We start from the raw sequence: 23,579 nt of genomic DNA on the forward strand, positions 1-23,579 counted from the left end.
CCGCTCCTCACCCCCTGCCTCTCTCGCGTCGCAGGAGGTCTTCGAAGTAGGTCGCCTGGAAGGCGTTCCCGGCCCGCCGGTAGGTGTCGGCCGTACGCGACAGCAGGGCGCAGCGCTCCCGCCGGGTCCGCAGGAGGGCGCTGTCGCGCACCAGTTGCCAGGCGGCCGCGAGCTGCCGCGCCGAGCCGGCGGAGTCGCCCTGCGTGTCGAGCAGGCGGGCGAGTTCGGTCAGCAGCGTCAGCCGGACGGCGGGCGGCAGATCCCCCGAACCGGCGTCGAGGAACGTGCGCAGGGTGTGGCACGCGCCGGCCGGATCGCCGTCGGCGGCCTGCTTGCGGGCCTGCTCCAGCACGCCTTCGCCGGGCGGCGGACGGTGGGCCCCCGCCTCGGCCCCGGCCAGCGCCTCCAGGAGCTCCACCGCGCTGCGGAAGCGCCGCGCGGGATCGAACTCCAGGCAGCGCAGGACCACGGCATCGGTCTCGCGCGTCACGGTGTTGTTCAGCCGGGACGGCGGCGCCGCCGTGCGGCCCGCCTTCCGCTGCTCGTACAGCCAGTCCCCGTGCAGCGTGTCGGGCAGACCCGGGGGCGGTATGAGGTGCGCGAAGGGGAGCCGGCCGGTCAGCCCCTCGTACATCAGCACCCCGAGCGAGTACAGGTCGGAGGCGGGCACGCTCTGGCCCTGGGAGGTCTCGGGCGCCATGTACGTGAGGGTGCCGGCGACCCCGGGCACGGTCCCGGACTCCAGCAGCCGGGCGGCGAGGCCGAAGTCGATCAGCCGCACGGTCAGGTCCGAGCCCAGCAGGACGTTGTCCGGCTTCAGGTCCCGGTGCAGCAGCGGCTGCTCCAGGGCGTGCAGTCCGCGCAGCGCCACGCAGATCTGCCGCGCCCAGGTGAACAGCAGTTTGGCGGGGACCGTCTTCAGGGTCTCGAACTGGGCGGCGAGCGTGGTGCCCTGGATGAACTCCATCACCAGGAACGCCCGGCCGCCGGCGTCGTGGGCCAGCCCGCCGTCGTACACGTGGACGAGGTGGCGGCGCGCCTCGGAGTCGGTCAGCCCGTCCATCGCCTCGGCCAGTCTCAGGATGTCGGCGAACCGCTCCTGGGCGTCCGCCTCGGTCATCCCCGTGTCCCGGGAGATCTTGCAGGCGACCCGGCGGACCGGGCGGCCGAGGATGCGCTGTTCGCTGAGGAAGACCGCGCCGAAGGCCCCGCCGCCGATCCACTTGGTCAGCAGATAGCGGTCGTTGATCACCCGGCCCTCGAAGGACCGCAGGTCGGTCCCCGCACCCTGGTCAGTCATGGCCCGCTCCCGCCTCCCGCGCCGTTCTCGTCTCCGGACCGGGGCTGAAGCGAACGTCCGTCCGGGGCCCCTCGGGACCGGCGGAGCGGAAGCCGAGTTCGATACGGGCGCACCGCCGGAACTCCTCCTCCCGGCGCTCCTGTTCGAGAAGGATGGGATTCTCGACCAGGTCCGACAGGAGTTTCGCGATGACGCGGCCGCCCTCCCGGCCGTCCGACCTCTCGTTCAGCAGATGTCCGCGCCCGGCGGCGTAATGGATCAGTGCCTCGGGAACGATCAGTTCTTTTTCCCGTTTGTCCCGCCAGAATTCGCACTGCCGGTCGACCAGTTTGCGGCAGATCCCGGTCATCGCGTCCAGATCCAGCGGGCGGAACACGATGATCCGGCGGATACGCGCCACGAATTCAGGAGAGAAGACAGGGCCGCCGCGCGAACGGTTCCCGATCTGGAGCAGTTCCTCTTTCATCCTGGCGGCGATCTGCTCGTCGGACCGGCCCTCCCGCGCCATCCGGGAAATCAGCTCCTGGCCCGCGTTGCTGGTGAGAATGAATATCGCCCGGTCGCCGTGGGCCTTGACGCCGCGCTGGTCGACGATCCAGCCCTCGTCGAAGAGGTTGAGGAAGGGCCGCCAGACCTCGGGGTGGGCCTTTTCCGCCTCGTCGAGCAGGAAGACGCAGTACGGGTCCGCGTTCAGCTCGTTGATGAGGCGGCCACCGCGCTCGTAGCCGATGTATCCCGGCGGGGAGCCGATGATGCCGGACACGCTGTGGGCCTCGGAGAAGTTCTCCATGGGGTAGGTCTGGAGGCGTTTGGAGGACGAGTAGAAACTCGCGACGGCCTTCGCCAGCTCGGTCTTGCCCGTCCCGGTCAGCCCGGCGAAGAGCATCACCGAGGCGGGCCCGCCGCTCGCCCCCGCCAGCCCCGACTTGATGCGGCGCAGCTCGCTCGCGACGACCGTGAGCGCCTCCCGCTGGCCGAAGACGGAGCCGCCCAGGGCCTGTTCGTAGTCGGTGCGCTCGCCGCCCGTGCCGGCGATCTGCCCGGCGGGCACCCCCGACACCTCGGCGATGACCCGCACCACGTCTTCCGTGGTCACGACGGACCGGGCGTCGCCGAGCTGGGTACGGCGGTAGTCCAGGTCCTCGCAGGCCCGGCGGAGCACCTTGACGGCGGCCAGGGGCAGCCGCTGGTTGAGGATGTAGTCCCCGGACATCACCACCGCCCGGTCGACGGCACGGTCGTCGACCTCGGTCCTGAACTCCGCCTCCAGCGCGTCCGCCGCCTGCCGGACCATGTCCCGCGCCGAGGCCCGGTCCGGCTCGGTCATGTCGATACGGGTGGTGAGTTCGCGCAGGGCGTGGTCGGCGCCCAGCAGATCGTCGTACTCCTGGCCCGACAGCACCCCGACGAGGTGGATCCGGCGCTCCTTCAGCGCGCTGCGCAGGACCTGTACGTGGTCGGTGCCGTGGGGGCCGCGCAGCATGGCCCCGAGCCCGTCCAGGCAGACGATGAGATCGGTGCGCCCGGCGACATGGGCGATGATCCGGGCGAGCTTGGCACCGCTCTCGGCGCTCGGTACGTCACGGCAGTCGACGCGCAGCAGGCGCTTGCGCCGCAGGAAGGGCAGCTCCCCGGCCGCCGCGCGCCTGGCCAGTTCACGTACCAGGGTGGTGGTGCCGACCCCGGCGGGCCCGGTGATCAGCACATGGTTGTCGGTCGTACGGTGCAGGGCCCGGCCCAGGGCGTCGAAGTAGCGGTCCAGATGACGGGCGGGCGCGATGCCGCGGGTCCGCGCCAGCCAGGTGAGGTCCTCGGAGGGCGGTGACTCCGGCGGTAATCGGAAGGAGACCTCGCGCGGTCCCGTCGTACGCGCCTCCCTGACGGCCTGGGCGAGCAGCTCACGCATCCGGGCGAGGTCCACCCGGAGCGGCTCCGTCCGGAACACCGACGCCAGCCTCGGCGGTGGATCCTCCAGCAGGGCGTCGAGCAGCTGCGGGGTGTCGATCAGCTCGGCGCCCCAGACCACGGCGGCCCGCTGGGCGCGCCGGAGCAGGGCGAGCAGCGGCTCGCCCAGGCCGTCCCGGTGCAGCGGCGGCGCGTCCTTTCCGTGCTGCGACAGCCGGAAGGCGCCGCTCAGCAGCTCCGCGACCTTCGCCAGGCCCAGTTGCGGCGGGATCTGGAGCCGGACGAGACGCTCGGTGAGCCCCTCCGTCTCCCCGAGCAGCGCGAGGAAGCAGTGCGGTGGCAGCAGGCGGTCGTACCCCAGCTCGCCCGCGCGCTCGGCCGCCTGCTCCAGAACCGCCCAGGCGTCGGCCGAGAACTCCTCGGAGCGCAGCCGTCCGGTGTCGTCCAGCAGGGCGGGCGGCGGCTCGGTGCTGACGCGCGCCTGGTCCCGCAGGGTCCGCGCGGCGGCCTCCGTGTCGAGGATCCGCAGGAACCGCCGGTCGGCGGAGTCGAGATGGTCCAGGACGGAGGCGACGATCAGTTCGAGACAGACCGGGCGCAGCCGCTCCTCGTCCTGGGCGAACTCCGCGGCGAAGTGGTCGAGGGCCGCCAGCGTCTCCGGGGTGAAGCGCTCGCGGCGTCCGTCGAAATCGAATCCCAGCCCGTCCTGGCTCCCCGGGTTGTACACCGTGATGGTTTCCAGCAGATGCCGCGGCTGGGCGCCTTCGGCGAGAGTGAGCGCGAGTACGGACAGAACTCCCTGGTCACCGGAGTCGATCGCGGCGTGGAGAATATCGCTCGGGCGGACCGCCCCCGAACAGCGCTGAGTTGACACCGAAAGAATATCGACCGCGCGTTCGTCCAGAAGCGCGTGCGGTGTGAAGATTCCTTCCGGAAAGAGTGAGAACACGGCTGCCCCCCGTACCCGTTACCTGTGCGTCGTGTGCACGGGGAATGCCGGAGTCGGCCACCGTTTCCCCCGTCGCATTCATAGTTTGGCACGGGTGTGGCGGCGCCCGCTTCCCTATGGAACGCGTCATCCGGATCCGCGGGTTCGCGACAGCCTCGTCGAAAGCTCGACGAGAAGATCACATTGAAGATCGATTTCCCCGGCCGGGGAAATCGGGGATATGGGTACGGGCGGCGCCACTCGTACCCGTACCGCCGGTGGCAGCGGCGTCAACTCCTGCCGCGCGTCATCCGCCCGCCGTCGGCCCCGTGCGCCGCTCATGGCGGGTACGGGCGAGGTGATGGGCGCGGCGCAGCAGTTCGCGGACGGCCGGCTCGGTCCGCGGGCCCGGGTTCACCACCGCGAGCCAGCCGAGGGAGCCGTAGACGGGGTGCGCGATCACGGCGTCGGCGACGCTCGGGTCGGGGGTGCCGGGGCCGTCGGCGGGGGCCGGTTCGCGCGGTGCGTGGCCGGTCCGGGCGATGAAGGACTCCCTCCCGGCGGCGACGTTCAGACGGAACGTGTCCGGGCGGTCCAGCCGCGACGCCTCGTCGCCCGGACCGTCCTTCGTCACGATCGTGGCGAACGGCTGGGTCGCCGTCGGTACGGCCCCGTCGGGCGCGTAGAAGAAGTAGGCGTCGCCCCAGCTGATCTCCGGTGAGCCGTCGCCGGGTCCCGGCCTGACGGCCAGTACTCCGTCGAGGTCCGCTGTGAAGCCGATGATCTCGTCCATGGTCATGTGCTCAAGCGTTTCATTAAGGTGCGTGTGGAGACCTGGAGCCACAGGACACCGGGATACGGGGGGTGTGGAACGTGCCGACTCTCCATTCGCCGGCCATGCGTACCGTCGATGTCGCGCGCCGGGCCGGGTACTCCGTCCAGCAGATCCGCAATCTCGAACGCGACGGTGTGCTGCCGCCGGCGACGCGCACGGCGGCGGGCCACCGGGTCTACGGCGAGACCCAGCTGCACTCCGCGCTGGCCTACCGGGCCCTCGCGGCCGGTACGGGGCCGGTCGAGGCCAAGCGGATCGTCCGGGCCGCGCACGGGCGCCCGGTCCCGGAGCTGCTCGCACTCCTCGACGCGGCCCACGCCGGACTCGACCGGGAGCGCACGGACCTGGGGCTCGCCAGGGCGGCGGCGCAGGCGATCTCCGCCGAGCCGGTCGACGACGTACGCACGTCGGACGCGATGAGCGTCTCGGAGCTGGCCGCCGCGCTCGGAGTGCTCCCGTCGACCCTGCGCCACTGGGACGCCGAGGGGCTTGTCGTCCCCGACCGGCTCCCGCCGCGCGGCACGCGACGCTACGCACCGGCCCATATCCGGGACGCCCGGATCGTGCACCAGCTGCGCGGCGCCGGGTACCGCGTCGAACCGCTCCGGGCGCTGATGCCGGAGCTGCGCCGGGGGCGCCGGTGGCAGGACGTCGACGCCGCGCTGGCGGCGCGGGACGCGCACATCGCGGCCCGCTCCCGCGCCCTCTTCGACGCCGCCGCGCCGCTCGGCGCGCTCCTCACCGCGACGCGGGCGTGAGAGCCGGCCGGCACCCCCCGGAGAGGGGTGCCGGCCGCCTCTCCGCCCCCCTCACTTCGCGTCGTAGTACCGCTCGACCGTCGCCGTCGTGAGCGGGAAGCGCACCGGCGTCTCCCCGAAGGCGATCCGCCCGGCCAGCTCCCCGGCCGCGCGGATGACCCGTGCCACCTCTTCCGCCTCCTCCCGCGGGCAGTGCACGATCACCTCGTCGTGCTGGAAGAAGACCAGCTCGGCCCGCATCCCGGCGAGCGCGCGCCGGAGCGCGGCCAGCATCAGCAACGCCCAGTCGGCCGCGCTGCCCTGGACGACGAAGTTACGGGTGAACCGGCCGCGCGCCCGGCCGCCGGCCGACGCGTAGCCCGGGGTGTAACCGGCCGGTCCGTCCGCCGGGCCGGAGCCGCCGCCGGAGCGGGAACCGGCGCCGGGACCGTCGGCCGGGGCGAGGTCCTGGGGGATGCCCGCCTCGTCGGAGTCCTCGGCTCCCGCCGCCCGCGGGCTCGTGCGCCCCAGCCAGGTCCGTACGAGCCTGCCCTCCTCGCCCGCCCGCGCCGCGTCGTCCACATAGGCCACGGCCAGCGGGAATCTGCGGCGCAGCGCCGCCAGGTTCTTCAGGCCGTCGCCGGACGTCTGGCCGTAGATCGCGCCCAGGAGCGCGAGCTTCGCGTGGTCGCGGTCGCCGGAGAAGGCGCGGTCGGAGAGCGCCGTGTACAGATCGCCGTCGTGTCCCGCCACCTCCATCAGCCCCGGGTCGCGGGAGATCGCGGCCAGCACGCGCGGCTCCATCTGGTCGGCGTCGGCCACCACCAGCCGCCATCCCGGGTCGGCGACGACGGCGCGCCGGATCACCCGGGGGATCTGGAGGGCCCCGCCGCCATTGGTCGTCCAGCGGCCGGAGATCGAGCCGCCCGGCAGGAACTCCGGCCGGAAGCGGCCCTCGCGCACCCAGTCCTGGAGCCAGCTCCAGCCGTGCGCCGTCCAGATCCGGTACAGCTTCTTGTACTCGATCAGCGGCTCCACCGCCGGATGGTCGATCTCCGCCAGCTCCCAGCGCCGGGTCGACTTGATCCTGATGCCGGCGCCGGCGAACGCCTTGACCACATCGGCCGGGAGATCGGGCCGCACCCGCCGGCCGAACGCCCGCGACACCTCGTCGGCCAGCTCGGCCAGCCGCCGCGGCTCGCCCCCGCCCGCGTACCGCTCGCCGAGCAGCTCGGCCAGCACCTCGCGGTGCACATCCGCCCGCCAGGGCAGCCCCGAGCGGTGCATCTCGGCGGCGACCAGCATCCCCGCCGACTCGGAGGCGGTGAGCAGCCGCATCCGAGCGGGGTGTTCGGCCGCGTCATGGCGGCGGCTCTGCTCCGCGTACACCTCAAGCAGCGCCTCGAAGGGCAGGTCGGTGCCCGCGTGCGGCTCGAAGAGCGACGACTGCGATCCGGGCACCGCCGACCGGGGCGGCGGGTCGGGCGGCACCGGCGCGTTCCGCAGCCGGGCCCAGGCGGCGGCGGCCGAACGCGGCTCCCCGAGCCGCCCCTCGTGGCCGAGGAGCAGCGACTCGCCCGCCTCGATGTCGTAGCACCGCTCGACGCGCACGCCCGCGGCGAGCAGCCGCGGATACAGCTCGGCGGTCGACCGCCAGACCCACCGCCCGACCTCGGGCTCGCGGTCCCTGACCGCCGCGACGAGATCCGGCTCGCGCAGCACGGGCCCGGCGGGCAGCCCGTCAGCGCCCAGCGGAGCGAGCAGCGCGCCGCCGCCCTCCACCGGAGCCAGCGCCCATCGTTCGCTCATGCTGCCGAGTCTCGCAGGAGGGTCTGACAACGGCCCTGCCCGGCAGGCGGTCCCGGCCGATGACCGGGAGGATCGATGGGGGGCCGGGGCCACCTGATCCCGGCCCATGAGCACACGCTACTGATCCATGACCACAGGCTGTGGAGGCTGCTATGCGAGCGATCGTTTTCCATGAGTTCGGCGGGCCCGAGGTGCTGCGCGCCGAGGACGTGACCGAACCGCACGCGGGTCCCGGCGAGGTCCGGGTGGCGGTGCGGGCCGCGGGCGTCAACCCGATGGACTGGAAGATCCGGCGGGGCTGGATGGAACAGCTCTCGCCGACCACGCTGCCCGCCGTGCCCGGCGTCGAGTTCGCCGGGGTCGTGGACGAGATCGGCGAGGGGGTCACGGGGGTCGCCGTCGGGGACGACGTGCTGGGCTGGTCGGCGACCGGCGCCTACGCGCAGTACGCCCTGGCCGGGACCGTGGTCGCCAAGCCGCCCGCCCTGGGCTGGGCGGAGGCGGCGGCGATCCCGGTCGCAGGGGAGACCGCCGCGCGGGTGCTCGGCCAACTCGCCGTACGGGACGGCGAGACCCTGCTGCTGCACGGCGCCGCCGGCGGGGTCGGCGCGCTGGCCGTGCAGCTCGCGGTGGCGCGCGGCGTCACGGTGATCGGCACGGCGTCCCCGGCCAACCAGGACTACGTGCGCTCCCTGGGCGCCGTCCCCGTGGTGTACGGCGACGGGCTGGTCGAGCGGGTGCGCGCCGTCGCGCCCGAGGGTGTGGACGCCGTCTTCGACGCGGCGGGCAAGGGGGCGCTGCCCGACTCGATCGAGCTGCGCGGCGGCACCACGGACCGGATCGTCACCATCGCCGACATGTCCGCCGGCGAGCTGGGAGTGGTCTTCTCCTCCGGCGGCACGACGGCCGAGGAGAAGCGCGCCGGACTGGCCGAGAACGCCCGCTTGGCGGCAGAGGGCGCGCTCCGGGTACAGGTCGCACGGACGTTCTCGCTGGCCGAGGCGGCGGCGGCGCAGGAGACGAGCGAAGACGGGCACGCCGGCGGAAAACTGGTGATCACGCCCTGAAACGGCGGACCCGGCGGGGCCCGCCCGACTCCGCGTCCGGCGTGTCGGCCCGCGCCGATCCGACAGGGCCCGGGATCGGGGATGTGGCATGACAGGGCTCCTCTCGGGCACCATGGGTTGCTTTCGGTGACCTATTGATGTCCGAGAGTAACGATGCTCACTGACAGTGGACTTGCGCACGATGTCTACGACTCCGGCCCCGCCTGGCTTCCGCTCACCCGGATACCGCTTCCGCACCGGCCGGAGGCGTCTCCCCGGGCCCGCCGTCACACCCGCGAGGTGCTCGCGCTCCGCCGGGTGGACGGCGAGCTGGCCGCCGCCGTCGAGCTGGCGGTCAGTGAACTCGTCACCAACGCCGTACGGCACGGCGTCTGTCTCTGCGGCTGCACCCGCGGTCCGGTCTCCCTGGCGCTGCTGCGCGCGGAGGGCCGGCTGCGCGTCGAGGTCGCCGATCCCTCCCGTACGCCCCCGAGATGGCCCACGGGCATCGAGTCGGTCGACGCGGAGACCGCCGCCGAGGCGGAGGAGGGGCGCGGGCTGCTGCTGGTCACGGCCCTCGCGGCGGACTGGGGCGACCGCGCGGGACCGGTGCGGGGGAAGGTGGTGTGGTGCGAGTTCGAGGCGCGGAGCGCGGGTGGCGGCGCCGACGGGAGTGGCGGCGGGAGCGGGGGTACGGGCAGAGGTACGGGGGGTACGGGCGGCGGTGCCTGCCGCTGAGGCGAGGGCGCGCGTCCACGCGCGCGCCCCGGTTCGCCTTTCCGTCGCCCGTGCCCCGCGCCCCGCGCGCCCTCGTCCACCGCCCCGTTCACGCCTCCAGCGAGCGGACCACCCGCGCCGGGTTTCCCACGGCCAGGACGCCCGGCGGGAGGTCCTTCGTCACCACCGATCCCGCGCCGACCACCGTGTTCTCGCCGATGGTCACTCCCGGGCAGACGATCACCCCGCCGCCCAGCCAGACGTTGTCCCCGATCGTCACCGGCGCGGCCCGCTCCCAGCCCGCCCGCCTGCGTTCCGCGGCCAGTTCATGGAGGGGGGTGAGGAGCTGGACGTTCGGTCCGATCTGCACGTCGGACCCGACGCTGATCGGCGCGGCGTCCAGGAAGACGGCGTTGAAGTTGATGAACGTACCGTCGCCGACGCTGATGTATGTCCCGTAGTCGCACTGGAACGGCGGCCTGATGTCGACCCGCTCGCCCACCGAGCCCAGCAGCTCCGCCAGGATCCCGGCGCGGTCGGCGCGGGCGGCGCCGCCGTTCGCGTTGTAGGCGGCGCAGAGCGCGAAGCGCCGCTCGTTGTCGGCGAGCAGTTCCTCGTCGTCCGGGATGTACCAGTCGCCTGCCAGCATGCGCCGCTTGTTCTCGCCCATGGGTGCCCCCTCGTGCGCTCGTCCGTCGGAGGTGGCCACCGTAATGGGGGCGGGAGTGCGGGCAGGATATCCACAGCCTGTGGACAGAAATCGGGCCGCGACCCGGGATCTGGGATCATCGGGGCGTGGACATCCGTACGCCGGAGGGGGCGACCGCATGAGTGACACCGTCGAGCGGGCGATCACCGCGCTGCTCTCCACGGGCGGCGGGGCCGGTGCGCGCGGTGGAGACGGCCTGGACCTGGCCGCGTCCCTGCTGGCCGCGGACCCGGCGGCCGACGAGGAGCTGCGACGCCGTGGCGAGGGGTACATACGGCTGGCGTGGGAGCGCGGCTGGCAGCCCGCCGACGTCGCCCGGCTCGTCCGCCGCGAGCTGCGCGACCCGCAGGCCCGGCTGCTCGCCGAGCTGATCGCGGGGGAGGTGCGGCGGTACGAGCGGCTGCCGTCGCGCTGGACGGCGCAACTGGCCGATATCGGCGTGGGCTTCACCCCCGGTGCGGGCGGTGGCGGCGCCGGGGCCGTCGCGGTCGCCGGTGGCGAGCCGTATCGCGCCGACCGCTTCTCGTACGCCACCGCCGTACTGGAGCTGTATCTGCTGCTCGCCCGGCTGCCCCCGCTCGAACCGGCCGGGCCGGTGCCCGGGGCGGCCGTCCAGCAGGCTCCCGTGGAGGGCGAGCCGCGCATGCTCACCCGGATCCGGGCGCTGCTGGCGAAGGCGGAGGCGACCGGCTACCCGCAGGAGGCGGAGGCGCTCACCGCCAAGGCGCAGGAGCTGATGGCGCGCCACAGCATCGACGAGGCGCTCCTGGCCGACCGCACCCACCGGGGAGATGTCCCCGGCGCGTGCCGGATCGGTGTGGACGCCCCGTACGAGACGGCGAAGGCGATCCTGCTCGACGCCGTGGCCTCGGCCAACCGCTGCCGCGCCGTGTGGAACAGCGCGTACGGCTTCTCCACGGTCGTCGGCTTCGAACCGGACCTGGACGCGGTGGAGCTGCTCCACACCTCCCTGCTGGTGCAGGGCACCTCGGCGATGACGCGTGCGGAGGCCGACCAGCGCGCGTCGGGACGGAAGCGGACGAAGACCTTCCGGCAGTCGTTCCTCATGGCGTACGCCCACCGCCTGGGCGAACGCCTCGCCCTGGCCGCCGAACACGCCACAGCGGAAGCGGCGGAAGCCTCGGCGGGCGGGGGGCCTGCGGAGGGCTCGGAGGGCGCGCCCGCCGGCCCCGGGCTGCTGCCCGTGCTCGCGGCGCGCGATGTGGCCGTGACCGAGCACACGGACCGGATGTTCCCGGAGACGGTCGCGACCCGCGTCCGTGGTGTGACCGACGCCGAGGGCTGGGACCGCGGCACGTCAGCGGCGGACGCGGCCCATATGCCCGCCACGCACGGTCAGAGACGCGGCCGCGACCGCATCCGTCCCGGCCGCTGACCGCGCCGGGGGCCCTGCCCGCGACCGTGCCCGGGGACGCGACCGTGTCCGGGGCCCGGGGTTCCCGGGCCCCGGACAACAAGCACCGGTGGCCCGTCCCGCGCCTCAGCGTGACGTCGGCAGGTCCGTCGGGAGATCGGTCGGCAGGGTCGTCGGCAGGTCGGTCGGGAAGTCCGACGGCAGAGCGGTGGGCAGGCCGCCCGCGCCGCCGTTGGTGAACGAGTCCTTCTTGCCGCCGTCCCAGGAGACCACGAGCGTCTTGCCGTCGTTGGACTCGATCGTGCCCATGGCGCGGTCCTTGTTCCCGTCCGCGCACGTGAGCGAGAACATCGGCTCGCCGCCCATGTCGGCCACCTCGCCCTCGCAGAGGTGGGATTCGGCGGCCAGAGTGACCTTGCCGGAGGTGACGGACATGGCGACGGGCTTGCCGTCGGTGACGGCCGCCCAGGTGCCGTCGACGCTCGCGGTGTCCGAGTCCGAGCCGGAGCCCGCGTCGCCGGAGGCGGTGGCGGACGGGGCGGAGCCGCCCTTGTCCTTGTCGCCGCTGTCCCCGCCCCCGCCGCATCCCGCGAGCACGAGCGTGAGTGCGACGGCGAGGCCGGCCGTGGCCGAGCCGGTCCGTACGAGCTGGTTCCGCACGATCAAATCCCCCTTGTCAGTGGCCGAACGGGGGTCAAACTACCAGGAGGATTTCCGCACTCCCGGGAGGAATCCGGCGTGCGCCTGCTCGCGCAGCCGGACCCGGGAGAGCCCGAACTTCCTGAGGTGACCGCGCGGCCGGCCGTCCACACTGTCCCGGTTCCTTACCCGGGTCGCGCTCGCGTCACGCGGCTGACGTCGCAACTCGCGCTCCGCCGCGATCCGTTCCCCCTCGGGGGTGCCGGGGCTCCGCAGGATCTCCTTCAGCTCCGCACGGCGCCCGGCGTAGCGCTCGACGATCTCCTTGCGCCGCTCATTGCGGACGATCTTGCTCTTCTTCGCCATCAGACCTTCACTCCTCGCGCGCGGATGCGGGCGACCGCCGCCTCGATGCCGATCGAGTCGATGGTCTTGATCGCCCTGGCGCTCAGGGTGAGGCGCACCTGCCTGCCCTCGCTCGGCAGCCAGTAGCGCTTGTGCTGGATGTTCGGGTCGAAGCGGCGGGAGGTGCGCCGGTGCGAGTGGGAGATCCGGTTGCCGAAGCCGGGCTCGGCCCCGGTCAGTTGGCAGTGGGCGGACAAGGTCACACACCCCTCTCTTTGGAAATGGAAATCATTTCCATATACTAACCCCATGGCACGCAACGAACTACGCCCGATCGTCAAACTCCGCTCCACCGCCGGCAGCGGCTACACGTACGTCACCCGCAAGAACCGCCGCAACGACCCGGACCGGATGACGCTGCGCAAGTACGACCCGGTCGTCCGCCGTCATGTCGACTTCCGCGAAGAGCGCTGAGAGAAGCGAAGGAACCAGCAGCAGATGAAGCCAGGAATCCACCCCGCGTACCGGCCCGTCGTCTTCCGCGACAAGGCCGCCGACTTCGCCTTCCTCACCCGGTCGACCGCTTCCGGCGAGAAGACGGTCGTCTGGGAGGACGGCGCCACCTACCCCGTCATCGACGTCGAGATCTCCTCGGCGAGCCACCCCTTCTACACGGGCACCGCCCGGGTCCTCGACACCGCCGGCCGCGTGGAGCGCTTCGAGCGCCGTTACGGCCGCCGCGCCCCGGAGGCCCGGCCATGAGCGACACCGACGGCAGGCTCCCCGTCGCCCTCGTCTGCGGCCTGCACTCCGACGCCCGCGAGGCCACCGTGCGCCGGCTCCTCGCCACCGTGCCCGGCAGCGTCGCCCTCCACCACGACCTGTCGACGGCCGCGCGCGGAACCGTCGTACGCACCGTCCGCGACGTCACGGGACCGCTCTCCTCCGGCGAGGCGCCGCTCGTCAACGACTGCGCCTGCTGCGCGCTGCGCGAGGACCTCGTACCCGAGCTGAACCGGCTCGCGGACGACGGGACGACCCGGCTCGCGATCGTCGAGCTGTGGGACTCGGTCGAGCCGCGGGCCATGGCCGAGGTCATCGCGGCCCACGGCGAACGGCTGGCCGTCAGCTCGGTGCTGACCGCCGTCGACCCGGCGCTGCTGCTCCCGTACCTCGGCAACGGCGACGACCTCGCCGACGTCGGGCTCGCCGCCGCGGCCACCGACCGGCGCACGGTCGCCGACACCTGGGCCAGACAACTGGAGTACGCGCCCGTCCTCGCCATCGCCGACAGCCCGCTGGCCGACGACGAGGACCGCGCGCTGCTGGCCCAACTGCACCCCACCGCCCAGCAGGTACGGATCGACCCCGCGAGCGGCAGCGGCGCGGCCGGCCCCGGCGAGCTGGCCGCCGCCGCCCTCGCCGGTTTCGACGTCGAGGCCGCCGCCGCCCGCCAGCACCCCGCCTGCGCGCTGCTGCCCCAGGAGGCCGACGAGTGCGGGGTCGGTACCTACGTCTGGCACCGCGACCGGCCCTTCCACCCCGAGCGGCTCTACCGCGCGCTGGAGGACCTGACCTGCGCCGCCGCCCGCAGCCGGGGCCGTTTCTGGCTCGCCGACCACCACGACAGCCTGCTGCACTGGGACGCGGCGGGCGGCGCGCTCTGCGTGGAGAGCGCCGGCCCCTGGCTGGCGTCGCTGCCGGACTCCGAGTGGGAGAAGGTCCCGCCGCTGCGCCGGGCCGCCGCCTCCCTGGACTGGCATCCCCCGCACGGCGACCGCTGCCAGCACCTCGTCTTCACCTCGCCCGGTCTCGACCGGGAGGGCATCGAGAGCCTGCTCGACTCCTGCCTGCTCACCGACGCCGAATACACCGCGGGCCGCGCCGCCTGGAAGCGCCTGCCGCCCGCCTTCGACTCCCTCCTGGAGGTCTGATCCCCTTGTCCGCCCGCCGCGCGCCCCGCAAGCCGCCCGCCCCCCGCCCCAACCCGCTGGACCGGGACGGCATCACGTACGTCGACTACAAGGACACCGACCTGCTGCGTAAGTTCCTCTCCGACCGGGGCAAGATCCGCAGCCGCCGGGTGACCCGGGTGAGCGCCCGGCAGCAGCGCCAACTGGCCCGCGCCATCAAGAACGCCCGGGAGATGGCGCTGCTGCCGTACGGTTCGTCCCCGCGCTGAACGGCCCGGCTCCACCGCACCCGCACCACGCGGGGCAGGGGCCTGAACCACGCGAGGGCGGGTACATGGGCGTAGGCGGGTACCAATTCCCGCGGAGTGGGGCTGGAAGGGATCCTGGGAGCCACGAATTGCGTCTCTACCCAGAGCGACGGTCGGCACGGGTGCGTCGGTGGACCACCGCGGTGACTCTGTCACCAGGTCTGTAACCAAGGGAACACCCCGTGTGCACGTGCATTTGCTCATGCATCAGCACATGAAACACAGCTATGATCCGAGACAGTTGACACCTGCACCTTGCAACTCGGGGAGCGTCCTGTGCACCACGTGTACAACGGCATGGCGGCCACAGAGCTTCACGGAGTCGTCTGGCAGAAGAGCAGGCACAGCAACTCCCAGGGATCCTGCGTGGAGTTCGCCAAGCTGCCGGGCGGGGAAGTGGCGGTACGCAATTCACGCCACCCCGAGGGACCGGCGCTCGTGTACACCCCTGCCGAGATCGAGTCCATGCTGATCGGCGCGAAGGCAGGGGAGTTCGACCACCTGATATCGGCCACCTGACGGCTGCGGCGGCAGCGCGTCAGGTGGCTCTGGTCACAGGTGTTTTCGGCCAACCTTCGGTCGACAGGCTTGATCCGGCCGTCGACCGTGCCCCGGGAACCCGCTCGTCAGTCCTTTTCCAGCCGGAACAGCGCCCAGACCACCTTGCCGTGCAGTGATCCGGCCAGCGGGTGCCATCCCCAGGTGTCGCTGAACGACTCCACCAGGAACAGCCCGCGCCCCGATTCGGCCGAGCAGTCCTCGTCCGTCCGGCGCGCCGCCGGGCTCGCGTGGCTCGGGTCCCGTACCGCGCAGACGAGCCGCGACGACCAGCGCATCAGATGCAGCCGGACCGGGGGCTCGTGCGGCTCGCGCGGGGTGTCGGCGGGCAGCGCGTGCCGCAGCGCGTTGGTGACGAGTTCCGAGACGACCAGCGCGACATCGTCGAAGCGCTCGCTCAGCTCCCACTGGGACAGCGTGGTCCTGGTGAACTGGCGTGCCCCGCGCACCGCCTCGTAGCGGGCGGGCAGGGCACACGAAGCCGAACCGGCCGCTCCAGCGAGGTCGGTGGGAGGAAGCCCCTGCCTTAAAGGCCAGAGCATGGTCGATCCATTCATCCCCATGCGAGGCACTCCCGGGATTCGCGGCCGTAGCGATACTGCGGTGGTCCAGCGTCACAACACGTCAATCACGAACGAGCACGCAGGTGCGCGGGGCCCATGGTTCCGAATGCGCACGGCAGATGCAAGGGCAGATGCACGTGCACGCGCCGGACTTCACCGTTCCCGTACCGGTTCAGTATCTTTTCTCCTCGTGACCAGTTTTGCCCTCTCCGCAAAGCCTTCTTATTTCCGTAATCGAATGAGTACGGGCTGAAGCGTTTTGATGGCAGAATCCGGCACTTGGAGTTCGGGGGTGCTCCAGGGAGAACCACATGTGATGGGGAGGGTTGGAGACGTGACCGCAGCCGAATCGGGCGGTTCCGTGGTGCGGCGCATCCTGCTGGGCTCACAACTGAGGCGGCTGCGCGAGACGCGCGGCATCACCCGTGAAGCCGCCGGCTACTCGATCCGCGCTTCCGAGTCCAAGATCAGCCGTATGGAGTTGGGACGGGTGAGCTTCAAGGCCAGAGACATCGAGGACCTGCTGACCCTCTACGGGGTGGCCGACGAGGGCGAGCGCGCTGCCCTGCTCGGTCTCGCCCGGGAGGCCAATGTCGCGGGATGGTGGCACAGCTTCGGCGATGTGCTGCCCGGCTGGTTCCAGACGTACATCGGTCTGGAGGGCGCCGCCTCCTTGATCCGCATCTACGAGGTGCAGTTCGTGCACGGACTGCTCCAGACAGAGGCGTACGCGCACGCCGTCGTCACCCGCGGCCAGCCCGACGCCCCCTGCGCCGAGGTCGAGCGCCGGGTCGCCCTGCGGCTGGAGCGGCAGAAGGTCCTCGTCTCCGAACGCGCCCCGCGCTTCCACGCCATCCTCGACGAGGCGGCGCTGCGCCGCCCGTACGGCGACCGTGCCGTCATGCAGGGCCAGCTGAGGCATCTGATCGAGATCTCGGAGCAGCCGAACATCACCCTTCAGGTGATGCCGTTCAGCTTCGGCGGGCACGCGGGCGAGAGCGGCGCGTTCACGATGCTGAGCTTCCCCGAGTCGGATCTCTCGGACGTCGTCTTCCTGGAACAGCTGACCAGCGCGCTCTATCTGGACAAGGGCGAGGAGGTCGGCCAGTACGAACGGGTGATGGCGCGGCTCCAGGAGGACAGCCCCGGACCGGAGGAGAGCCGAGATGTCCTGCGCGGACTGCTCCAATTGATCTGAGGCATCAGTACGATGACACCACATCAGGAGTTTGCGCCTGTAGCACCCGCAGTAAGGGATCGCATGTCCTACTTCACCGACCTGGCCCATCAGTACATCGACGGCGAGTGGCGGACCGGCAGCGGCTCGTGGGACATCATCGACTTCAACCCGTACAACGGGGAGAAGCTCGCCGCCATCACGGTCGCCACGGCCGGTGAGGTGGACGAGGCGTACCGCGCGGCCGAGCGCGCGCAGCCCGGCTGGGCCGCGACCAACCCGTACGCCCGCAGGACCGTTCTCGAACGGGTGCTGCGGCTGGTCGAGGAGCGCACCGACGACATCGTCGAGGCGATCATCGACGAGCTGGGCGGTACCCGCACCAAGGCGGTGTACGAGGTGGCCGCCGCCGGTGAGTTCCTGCGCGAGGCCGTCCGGCTCGCGCTGCGCTCCGAGGGCCGGATCCTGCCCTCCCCGGTCGACGGCAGGGAGAACCGCGTCCACCGGCTGCCGGTCGGTGTCGTCGGGGTGATCAGCCCCTTCAACTTCCCGTTCCTGGTGACGCTCAAGTCGGTGGCGCCCGCGCTGGCGCTGGGCAACGCCGTGGTGGTCAAGCCCAATCAGAACGCGCCGGTGACCGGCGGCGGACTCATAGCCAGGCTCTTCGAGGACGCGGGGCTGCCGGCCGGACTGCTCAACGTGGTGGTCACGGACATCGCGGAGATCGGTGACGCGCTGATCGAGCACCCCGTCCCGAAGGTGATCTCCTTCGCGGGCTCCGACCGGGTGGGCCGCCATGTCGGGGCGGTCGCCGGCGGCCACTTCAAGCGGGCCCTGCTGCAACTGAGCGGCAACAGCGCGCTGGTGGTGCTGGACGACCTCGACGAGGCGGGGATCGACTACGCGGTGGACGCGGCGGTCTTCAGCCGCTTCTTCTACCAGGGCCAGATCTGTATGGCCGCCAACCGCGTCCTGGTGGACCGTGCCGTGGAGCGGGAGTTCACCGAGAAGTTCGTGGCGAAGGTGGCGGCGCTCAGGACCGGCGACCCGCGCGATCCCGAGACCCAGATCGGCCCGGTCATCAACAGCTCCCACGCGGACGCCCTGACCGCGCTGGTGGACCAGGCCCTCGCGGAGGGCGCGACCGCGCTCGTACGGGGCAACACCCGCGGCAACCTCGTGGAGCCGACCGTACTGACCGGTCTCGCGCCGGACTCCCCGCTCATGCGGCAGGAGATCTTCGGCCCCGTGGTGCTGCTGGTCCCGTTCGACGGCGAGGACGAGGCGGTACGGCTCGCCAACGACACTCCGTACGGACTGAGCGGCGCCGTCCACACCGCGCGGGTCGAGCGGGGCGTGGCGTTCGCCGACCGGATCGTCGCCGGCATGATGCACGTCAACGACGCGACCGTGCGGGACGAGCCGATGGTGGCCTTCGGCGGCGAGAACGCCTCGGGCCTGGGCCGGCTCAACGGGGACTCGGCGCTGGAGGCGTTCACCACGCAGAAGTGGATCTCGGTGCAGCACGGCCGTACGGAGTTCCCTCTGTAGGGCTCGGTTCACCGCCGGGCGGACGGCGCCGCTTCCAGGGCAGGCCCTAGCCTGGAGGGATGTCAGCGATCCGTCTGCTCGTGCTCAGCGCGGTCCGCCAGCGCGGGCGTGCCCACGGCTATCAGGTCAGGGGCGACCTGGAGTACTGGGGCGCCCACGAGTGGTCCAACGCCAAGCCGGGCTCGATCTACCACGCGCTGAAGCAGCTGGCGAAGCAGGGACTCCTGCTGGCGCACGAGGTCGCGCCGAGCACGGTCGGCGGTCCGCCGCGCACCGAGTACGAGCTGACCGAGGCCGGCCGCGAGGAGTACCTCCGGCTGGTGCGCGCCGCGCTGACCACGTACGACCAGAAGATGGACGTGCTCTCCGCGGGCATCGGCGCCATCGTCGACCTGCCGCGCGCCGAGGCCGTGGAGCTGCTCGGGGAGCGGGTGCGCGCGATCGAGGCGTGGCGGGCCGAGGTGACCGAGCACTACGTACCGGAGGACGGGCCCGAGCAGTTGGGCCACATCGGCGAGATCATGAATCTGTGGGTCCACTCGGCGGACGCGGGCGCGCAGTGGACGCGCGGCCTGATCAAGCGCGTCGAGGGCGGGGCCTACACCTTCGCGGGGGAGGGCGAGCCCTTCGTGGCGGTGCTCGCCGACGACGAGAAGAACCCGTACGCGACGGGAACGCCCCACCCGGGCGACCGCCGCTGATCAGGCGCGTGCACCGGATCGTCAGTGGTGAAAGGCCGTCGCGGCCGACTTGTCGCGGTCCAGCGGGCGTTCCTGGCGGCGCAGCTCCGGCAGTACCCGCTCCAGGTCAGCGATGAGCAGCGCGGCCAGATCCGCCGAGAAGCCGTTGCGGCAGACGATCCGCAGGACGGAGAGGTCCTGACGGTTCGCCGGGAAGGTGTAGGCGGGCACCAGCCAGCCCTGTTCGCGCAGCCGCCGCGAGACGTCGAAGACATCGAAGTTCGTCACGCCGGGGGCGGTCGTGAAGGCGAACACGGGCAGCTCGGTGCCCCGGGTGAGCAGCCGGAAATCGCCCAGCGCCTCGATCCGTTCGGCCAGCCTCGTGGCGATGTCGCGGGCGGTCTGCTGGACGGCCCGGTAACCGTCCCTGCCCAGCCGCAGGAACGTGTAGTACTGCGCGACCACCTGCGCGCCCGGCCGGGAGAAGTTCAGCGCGAAGGTGGGCATGTCGCCGCCCAGGTAGTTCACCCGGAAGACCAGCTCCTCGGGGAGTTCGGCGGGGGAGCGCCACAGCGCCCAGCCGACGCCCGGGTAGACCAGCCCGTACTTGTGCCCCGAGGTGTTGATCGAGGAGACGCGCGGCAGCCGGAAGTCCCAGACGAGGTCCTCGTCGAGGAACGGCGCGATCATCGCGCCGGAGGCGCCGTCGACGTGGACGGGCACATCGAGCCCCGTACGCTCCTGGAGCGCGTCCAGCACGGCGCACAGCTCGGCGACCGGTTCGTAGGAGCCGTCGAAGGTGGAGCCGAGGACTGCCACGACGCCGATGGTGTTCTCGTCGCAGAGGTCCGCCGCCGCCCGGGGATCGAGATGGAAGCGGTCGCCGTCCATGGGCACCTGGCGCGCCTCCACCTCCCAGAAGGCGCAGAACTTCTCCCAGCAGACCTGGACGTTGACGCCCATCACGAGATTCGGTTTGGCGCTGCCCGGATAGCGGGCGGAATTGCGGGTGGCCCAGCGCCGCTTGAGCGCCATCCCGGCGAGCATGCACGCCTCGCTCGACCCGGTGGTCGAACACCCGACGGCCGTCGAGGGGTCGGGGGCGTTCCAGAGCGCGGCGAGCATCGCCACACAGCGCCGCTCCAGCTCGGCCGTACGGGGGTACTCGTCCTTGTCGATCATGTTCTTGTCCCGGCACTCCGCCATCAGCGCCGTCGCCTGCGGCTCCATCCAGGTGGTGACGAAGGTGGCCAGGTTGAGCCGTGAGTTCCCGTCGAGCATCAGCTCGTCGTGGACCAGCTGATAGGCCGTGGCGGGCGGCGTGGGACCGTCGGGCAGCCGGTGCGTGGGCGGCGCCGAGGTCATCTCGCCCACCGGGTCCGCCTCCCCGTAGAACGGGTTCAGCGACAGCCTGCGCAGCTCGGCCCGCTCCTCCTCGGGCACCTTCGCCGCCCGGTCCGTGCCTCGGTGGAGTGACATCGGCTGGTCTCCTCGCGCTGGTACGGCGGGGCACGGCGCCCCCGTGGCGAGAATACGGACGTACCGGGCACAGCGCCCGTCGGGTGGTGCCGGTGCCTTCCGGGGCGCCGGGGGTCACCGCAGCGCCGTGCCGTACTCGCGCAACTGCATCCGGGGGCGGCCGGTGACCAGCAGCCAGGCCGGCAGGGTGGCCACGCAGAGCAGCGGGAGGACGTTCGGGTCCGCGACCAGGACCGCAGCGGTGAACAGGCTCAGCCACCCCTGCCGGGTGACCGCGAGCAGCACCCCGAGGACGCCGCAGACCACCGCGAGCGTGGGCTGGGCGGCCGGGACGAGCGCGTGGGCGCACAGGCCGAGGGCGACGCCGACGAAGACGGCCGGGAAGATCCGGCCGCCGCGGAAGCCGCAGGCGGCGGCGGTCAGCAGGGCGGCCAGCTTCACCACGGCCATCAGGGCGAACGAGCCGGCCGACCAGCCGTCGGGGCGCTCCGCCAGGGTCCTGGCCTCCGACAGCCCCTTGAAGAGCGTCAGATGCCCGCCCAGCGCCCCCAGCAGGCCGAGCACGAGACCGCCCGCCGTGAGCGCGAGGACGGGATGCCGCAGCCGCCGGAAGAGGGCGTGGACGTACGGGAACGCGTAGACGGCCGCCATTGCGAGCGCCGCCGCGAGCGGGGCGATCACCAGGGCCGTCAGCAGGTCGCCCCAGTGGGTCCCGGGGTACTTCGGCAGGCCGAGGTCGAAGGTCGGCCGGGCGATCAGCACCGTGGTCAGCCCGCCCGCGCCGGCGGCGATCAGCGGCCCGAACAGCTTGTCCCACAGCGTGCCGGGCCCCGGCCGCGCGGCCATGGTCTCCGTCAGGATCAGCGCGGCGGCCACGGGGGTGCCGAACAGCGCCCCGATCGTGCCCGCCGCGCCGAGCCCCACCCACAGCGCGGCCGGCGCCCCGGGCGCCGCCCTGCGGCCCAGCCAGTAGGCGAGCGCGATATTGGCCGCCGTGATCGGGTTCTCCGGACCGAGACTCACCCCGCCGGCCAGGGCCAGTACGGTGACCACCAGCAGCCCCGGCACCACCCCGGCCGGCATCGGCGCGTCGACGAGCCCGGTGGTCGCCGGATCCGGCCCGGCGTGTCCGTGCACCTGCCGTACGACGATCCCCACCGTGAGGCCGGTGGCCGTCAGCATGACGATGATCCACAGCGCGGAGTAGCGCCCCACCCCGAGCGCGTCCGGCAGCGTCCCCCACAGCACGTCCTCGAACCGCTCGGCGACCACGCTCACCCCGAGCAGCACCAGCGCCGAGGCCACTCCCACCAGCAGCGCGGGCGCGACCAGCGGCAGCAGGGCGCGCGCGGAGGGCGCGGGGGCGGGCGGGGCGGACGGAGCGTCGGCATTCACGCACTCAACGTAACCGCACGGCCGGGCTCGCACCTCACGTCACGGGAGGCCGCGGGCCGGCACCCGGTACCGGCGCTCGCGGCCCGCCGCGGCGCGTAAGGGACAGGGGCGCCGATACGGGTACGGGGCGGGTCGCGGCGGGGTGGAGGAGCGGGCCGGAGGCGGGATACCGGGGCGGGGTGGAACCTGGAGGTGCGGACAGGCGTTGATAGCTTGTGCGCGGCCGACCACGCCGATTCGACGATCGACCGACCAACGACTCAGGAGTCCGGAACCCGTGACCACCCTTGCGCTCGGCCCCAGCTGGCTGGACCCGGACTATCTGATCGGGACCTTCGGGCTGATCGGTGTCCTGGTCATCGTCTTCGCTGAGTCCGGTCTCCTCATCGGCTTCTTCCTGCCGGGCGACTCGCTGCTCTTCACCACCGGCCTGCTGGTGACGGCGGGCACGCTCAAGTCCCCGCTCTGGCTGGTCTGCCTGCTGGTCGTGCTCGCGGCGATCGCCGGTGACCAGGTCGGCTATCTCTTCGGCCGCAAGGTCGGGCCCTCGCTCTTCCGGCGGCCGGACTCCAAGCTGTTCAAGCAGGAGAACGTGGAGAAGGCCCACGAGTTCTTCGAGAAGCACGGTCCCAAGTCGCTGGTCCTGGCCCGCTTCGTCCCCGTGATCCGCACGTTCACGCCGATCATCGCCGGTGTGAGCCGGATGAACTACCGCTCGTTCATCACCTTCAACATCATCGGCGGCGTGCTCTGGGGCGCCGGGGTCACGCTGCTGGGCGCCGCGCTCGGCAAGATCGACTTCGTGCACGAGCACATCGAGATGATCCTCATCCTGATCGTGCTGATCTCGGTGCTGCCGATCGTGATCGAGTTCCTGCGGGCGCGCTCGAAGTCGAAGAAGGCCGCCGCGCGGGAGCCCGGCGTCGACGACGGCCTGGTCGGCCCCGGTACGGCGGCGACGGACGCGTTCCCGGCGGCGTACGGAGCCCCGGTGGCCCCCGGTGCCCCGGCCCCCGGCACGCCCGGCGCTGAGACGATGCGGTTCCCGAAGATCCCGGCGGGGACGTCCGGCCCGCAGGGCGGCGGTCAGAGCGGCGGCCAGGGCGGCGGTCAGCAGGCCCCCCACCCGTACCAGGTTCCCGGCGGCCACCAGGCCCCCGGTGCCGGTCAGGCCCCCGGCCCGTACCAGCCGCCCGGCGGCCGGCAGACCCCCAACCCGTACCAGACCCCGGGCGGTTACCAGACCCCCGGTGGCTACCCGGAGCAGCAGCAGGGCGGTTACCCGGCTCCCGGCGGCCAGCAGGGGCAGCAGGGCCAGCAGGGCCAGCAGGGCGGCTATCAGGGCTCCGGCGGGTACCAGACCCCCAACCCGTACCAGGGGACCCCCAACCCGTACCAGGAGCCCGGCGGCTACCAGGAGCCGAACGCCTACCAGGACCCGAACGCCTACCGGGACCCGAACGGCTACCAGGGCCCCGGCGGCTACCAGGCTCCCGGCCCCTACCAGGCGCCCCACGGACCCCACACGCACCAGGGGCCCGCCGCACCCGACGACTCGCCCGACGGTCCCGGTGACCCGCACGGCAGGCACGCCAGGTACTGACGCGCCC

Annotated in this window: 24 protein-coding genes; 13 read left to right on the top strand and 11 right to left on the bottom strand. The window is 72.4% G+C overall.

Annotated elements, in window-relative coordinates; genetic code table 11:
- Positions 1–7 precede the first annotated feature (7 nt).
- The 3 genes from OG627_RS19705 to OG627_RS19715 all read right to left on the bottom strand — a co-directional run bounded on the left by OG627_RS19705 (position 8) and on the right by OG627_RS19715 (position 4,932).
- The gene (locus OG627_RS19705) at positions 8–1,300 is read right to left on the bottom strand and encodes a serine/threonine-protein kinase (protein ID WP_329066903.1); all 1,293 of its coding nucleotides are present in this window, start codon (positions 1,298–1,300) and stop codon (positions 8–10) included.
- Positions 1,293–4,079 (bottom strand): AAA family ATPase, encoded by a 2,787-nt coding sequence (locus OG627_RS19710; RefSeq protein WP_329066905.1) that lies wholly within the window; start codon positions 4,077–4,079, stop codon positions 1,293–1,295. The genes OG627_RS19705 and OG627_RS19710 overlap by 8 nt, the downstream gene beginning before the upstream one ends.
- Before the next feature lie 361 nt (positions 4,080–4,440).
- Positions 4,441–4,932: a DUF6194 family protein gene (locus tag OG627_RS19715; RefSeq protein ID WP_329066907.1), complete on the bottom strand. Its 492-nt coding sequence runs from the start codon at positions 4,930–4,932 to the stop codon at positions 4,441–4,443.
- 98 nt (positions 4,933–5,030) lie between these two features.
- Between OG627_RS19715 and OG627_RS19720 the strand changes: the two genes are divergently transcribed.
- Entirely contained in the window at positions 5,031–5,726 is a 696-nt protein-coding gene (locus OG627_RS19720; RefSeq protein ID WP_329066909.1) for a MerR family transcriptional regulator, read from the top strand.
- A gap of 51 nt (positions 5,727–5,777) precedes the next feature.
- On the opposite strand, the gene OG627_RS19725 is transcribed toward OG627_RS19720, so the two are convergent.
- Positions 5,778–7,514 (bottom strand): bifunctional 3'-5' exonuclease/DNA polymerase, encoded by a 1,737-nt coding sequence (locus OG627_RS19725; RefSeq protein WP_329066911.1) that lies wholly within the window; start codon positions 7,512–7,514, stop codon positions 5,778–5,780.
- A 152-nt stretch (positions 7,515–7,666) separates the two neighbouring features.
- Here OG627_RS19725 and OG627_RS19730 point away from each other — a divergent pair, with 152 nt between their 5' ends.
- Positions 7,667–8,581 (top strand): NADP-dependent oxidoreductase, encoded by a 915-nt coding sequence (locus OG627_RS19730; RefSeq protein WP_329066915.1) that lies wholly within the window; start codon positions 7,667–7,669, stop codon positions 8,579–8,581.
- Between the two features lie 153 nt (positions 8,582–8,734).
- Positions 8,735–9,298, top strand: a complete 564-nt coding sequence (locus OG627_RS19735; RefSeq protein ID WP_329066917.1) for an ATP-binding protein — start codon at positions 8,735–8,737, stop codon at positions 9,296–9,298.
- Between the two features lie 88 nt (positions 9,299–9,386).
- Here OG627_RS19735 and OG627_RS19740 read toward each other — a convergent pair whose 3' ends face one another.
- Entirely contained in the window at positions 9,387–9,947 is a 561-nt protein-coding gene (locus tag OG627_RS19740; protein WP_329066918.1) for a sugar O-acetyltransferase, read from the bottom strand.
- A gap of 157 nt (positions 9,948–10,104) precedes the next feature.
- Between OG627_RS19740 and OG627_RS19745 the strand changes: the two genes are divergently transcribed.
- A complete protein-coding gene (locus tag OG627_RS19745; RefSeq protein ID WP_329066919.1) occupies positions 10,105–11,382 on the top strand; it encodes a DUF2786 domain-containing protein in 1,278 nt (425 codons plus the stop codon).
- Positions 11,383–11,487: 105 nt separating this feature from the next.
- On the opposite strand, the gene OG627_RS19750 is transcribed toward OG627_RS19745, so the two are convergent.
- Genes OG627_RS19750 through rpmB form a run of 3 tightly spaced genes read right to left on the bottom strand, consistent with a single transcriptional unit; the run spans position 11,488 to position 12,602 of the window.
- Positions 11,488–12,021, bottom strand: coding sequence for a hypothetical protein (locus OG627_RS19750; RefSeq protein ID WP_329066921.1), 534 nt, complete (start codon positions 12,019–12,021; stop codon positions 11,488–11,490).
- Between the two features lie 39 nt (positions 12,022–12,060).
- On the bottom strand, positions 12,061–12,366 hold the full coding sequence (gene rpsN, locus OG627_RS19755; RefSeq protein ID WP_329066923.1) for a 30S ribosomal protein S14: 306 nt from the start codon (positions 12,364–12,366) through the stop codon (positions 12,061–12,063).
- Positions 12,366–12,602 (bottom strand): 50S ribosomal protein L28, encoded by a 237-nt coding sequence (rpmB, locus tag OG627_RS19760; RefSeq protein WP_329072816.1) that lies wholly within the window; start codon positions 12,600–12,602, stop codon positions 12,366–12,368. The genes rpsN and rpmB overlap by 1 nt, the downstream gene beginning before the upstream one ends.
- A gap of 52 nt (positions 12,603–12,654) precedes the next feature.
- Between rpmB and rpmG the strand changes: the two genes are divergently transcribed.
- The 5 genes from rpmG to OG627_RS19785 all read left to right on the top strand — a co-directional run bounded on the left by rpmG (position 12,655) and on the right by OG627_RS19785 (position 15,085).
- Positions 12,655–12,819: a 50S ribosomal protein L33 gene (gene rpmG / locus OG627_RS19765; RefSeq protein ID WP_329066925.1), complete on the top strand. Its 165-nt coding sequence runs from the start codon at positions 12,655–12,657 to the stop codon at positions 12,817–12,819.
- 24 nt (positions 12,820–12,843) lie between these two features.
- A complete protein-coding gene (locus OG627_RS19770; protein WP_329066927.1) occupies positions 12,844–13,107 on the top strand; it encodes a type B 50S ribosomal protein L31 in 264 nt (87 codons plus the stop codon).
- Positions 13,104–14,279: a CobW family GTP-binding protein gene (locus OG627_RS19775; protein WP_329066929.1), complete on the top strand. Its 1,176-nt coding sequence runs from the start codon at positions 13,104–13,106 to the stop codon at positions 14,277–14,279. Before OG627_RS19770 ends, OG627_RS19775 begins: the two co-directional genes overlap by 4 nt.
- A 5-nt stretch (positions 14,280–14,284) precedes the next feature.
- Positions 14,285–14,527, top strand: coding sequence for a 30S ribosomal protein S18 (gene rpsR / locus OG627_RS19780; protein ID WP_329066931.1), 243 nt, complete (start codon positions 14,285–14,287; stop codon positions 14,525–14,527).
- 315 nt (positions 14,528–14,842) lie between these two features.
- Complete coding sequence (locus OG627_RS19785) at positions 14,843–15,085, top strand: DUF397 domain-containing protein (protein WP_329066933.1); 243 nt, start codon at positions 14,843–14,845, stop codon at positions 15,083–15,085.
- A 107-nt stretch (positions 15,086–15,192) separates the two neighbouring features.
- On the opposite strand, the gene OG627_RS19790 is transcribed toward OG627_RS19785, so the two are convergent.
- Positions 15,193–15,687 (bottom strand): ATP-binding protein, encoded by a 495-nt coding sequence (locus OG627_RS19790; protein WP_329066935.1) that lies wholly within the window; start codon positions 15,685–15,687, stop codon positions 15,193–15,195.
- Positions 15,688–16,003: 316 nt separating this feature from the next.
- Between OG627_RS19790 and OG627_RS19795 the strand changes: the two genes are divergently transcribed.
- The 3 genes from OG627_RS19795 (at position 16,004) to OG627_RS19805 (ending at position 19,116) form a co-directional block, all read left to right on the top strand.
- On the top strand, positions 16,004–16,885 hold the full coding sequence (locus tag OG627_RS19795) for a helix-turn-helix domain-containing protein (protein WP_329066936.1): 882 nt from the start codon (positions 16,004–16,006) through the stop codon (positions 16,883–16,885).
- Between the two features lie 63 nt (positions 16,886–16,948).
- On the top strand, positions 16,949–18,415 hold the full coding sequence (locus tag OG627_RS19800; RefSeq protein ID WP_329066938.1) for an aldehyde dehydrogenase family protein: 1,467 nt from the start codon (positions 16,949–16,951) through the stop codon (positions 18,413–18,415).
- 59 nt (positions 18,416–18,474) lie between these two features.
- The gene (locus tag OG627_RS19805) at positions 18,475–19,116 is read left to right on the top strand and encodes a PadR family transcriptional regulator (protein WP_329066941.1); all 642 of its coding nucleotides are present in this window, start codon (positions 18,475–18,477) and stop codon (positions 19,114–19,116) included.
- A 21-nt stretch (positions 19,117–19,137) separates the two neighbouring features.
- On the opposite strand, the gene OG627_RS19810 is transcribed toward OG627_RS19805, so the two are convergent.
- The gene (locus tag OG627_RS19810; RefSeq protein WP_329066943.1) at positions 19,138–20,574 is read right to left on the bottom strand and encodes a glutamate decarboxylase; all 1,437 of its coding nucleotides are present in this window, start codon (positions 20,572–20,574) and stop codon (positions 19,138–19,140) included.
- A gap of 114 nt (positions 20,575–20,688) precedes the next feature.
- A complete protein-coding gene (locus tag OG627_RS19815) occupies positions 20,689–21,969 on the bottom strand; it encodes an ion channel protein (RefSeq protein WP_329066945.1) in 1,281 nt (426 codons plus the stop codon).
- 277 nt (positions 21,970–22,246) lie between these two features.
- Between OG627_RS19815 and OG627_RS19820 the strand changes: the two genes are divergently transcribed.
- Entirely contained in the window at positions 22,247–23,572 is a 1,326-nt protein-coding gene (locus OG627_RS19820) for a DedA family protein (RefSeq protein ID WP_329066947.1), read from the top strand.
- Positions 23,573–23,579: the final 7 nt, after the last annotated feature.

The organism is Streptomyces sp. NBC_01429 (assembly GCF_036231945.1).
In the GTDB taxonomy this organism is placed as follows: Bacteria; Actinomycetota; Actinomycetes; order Streptomycetales; family Streptomycetaceae; genus Streptomyces.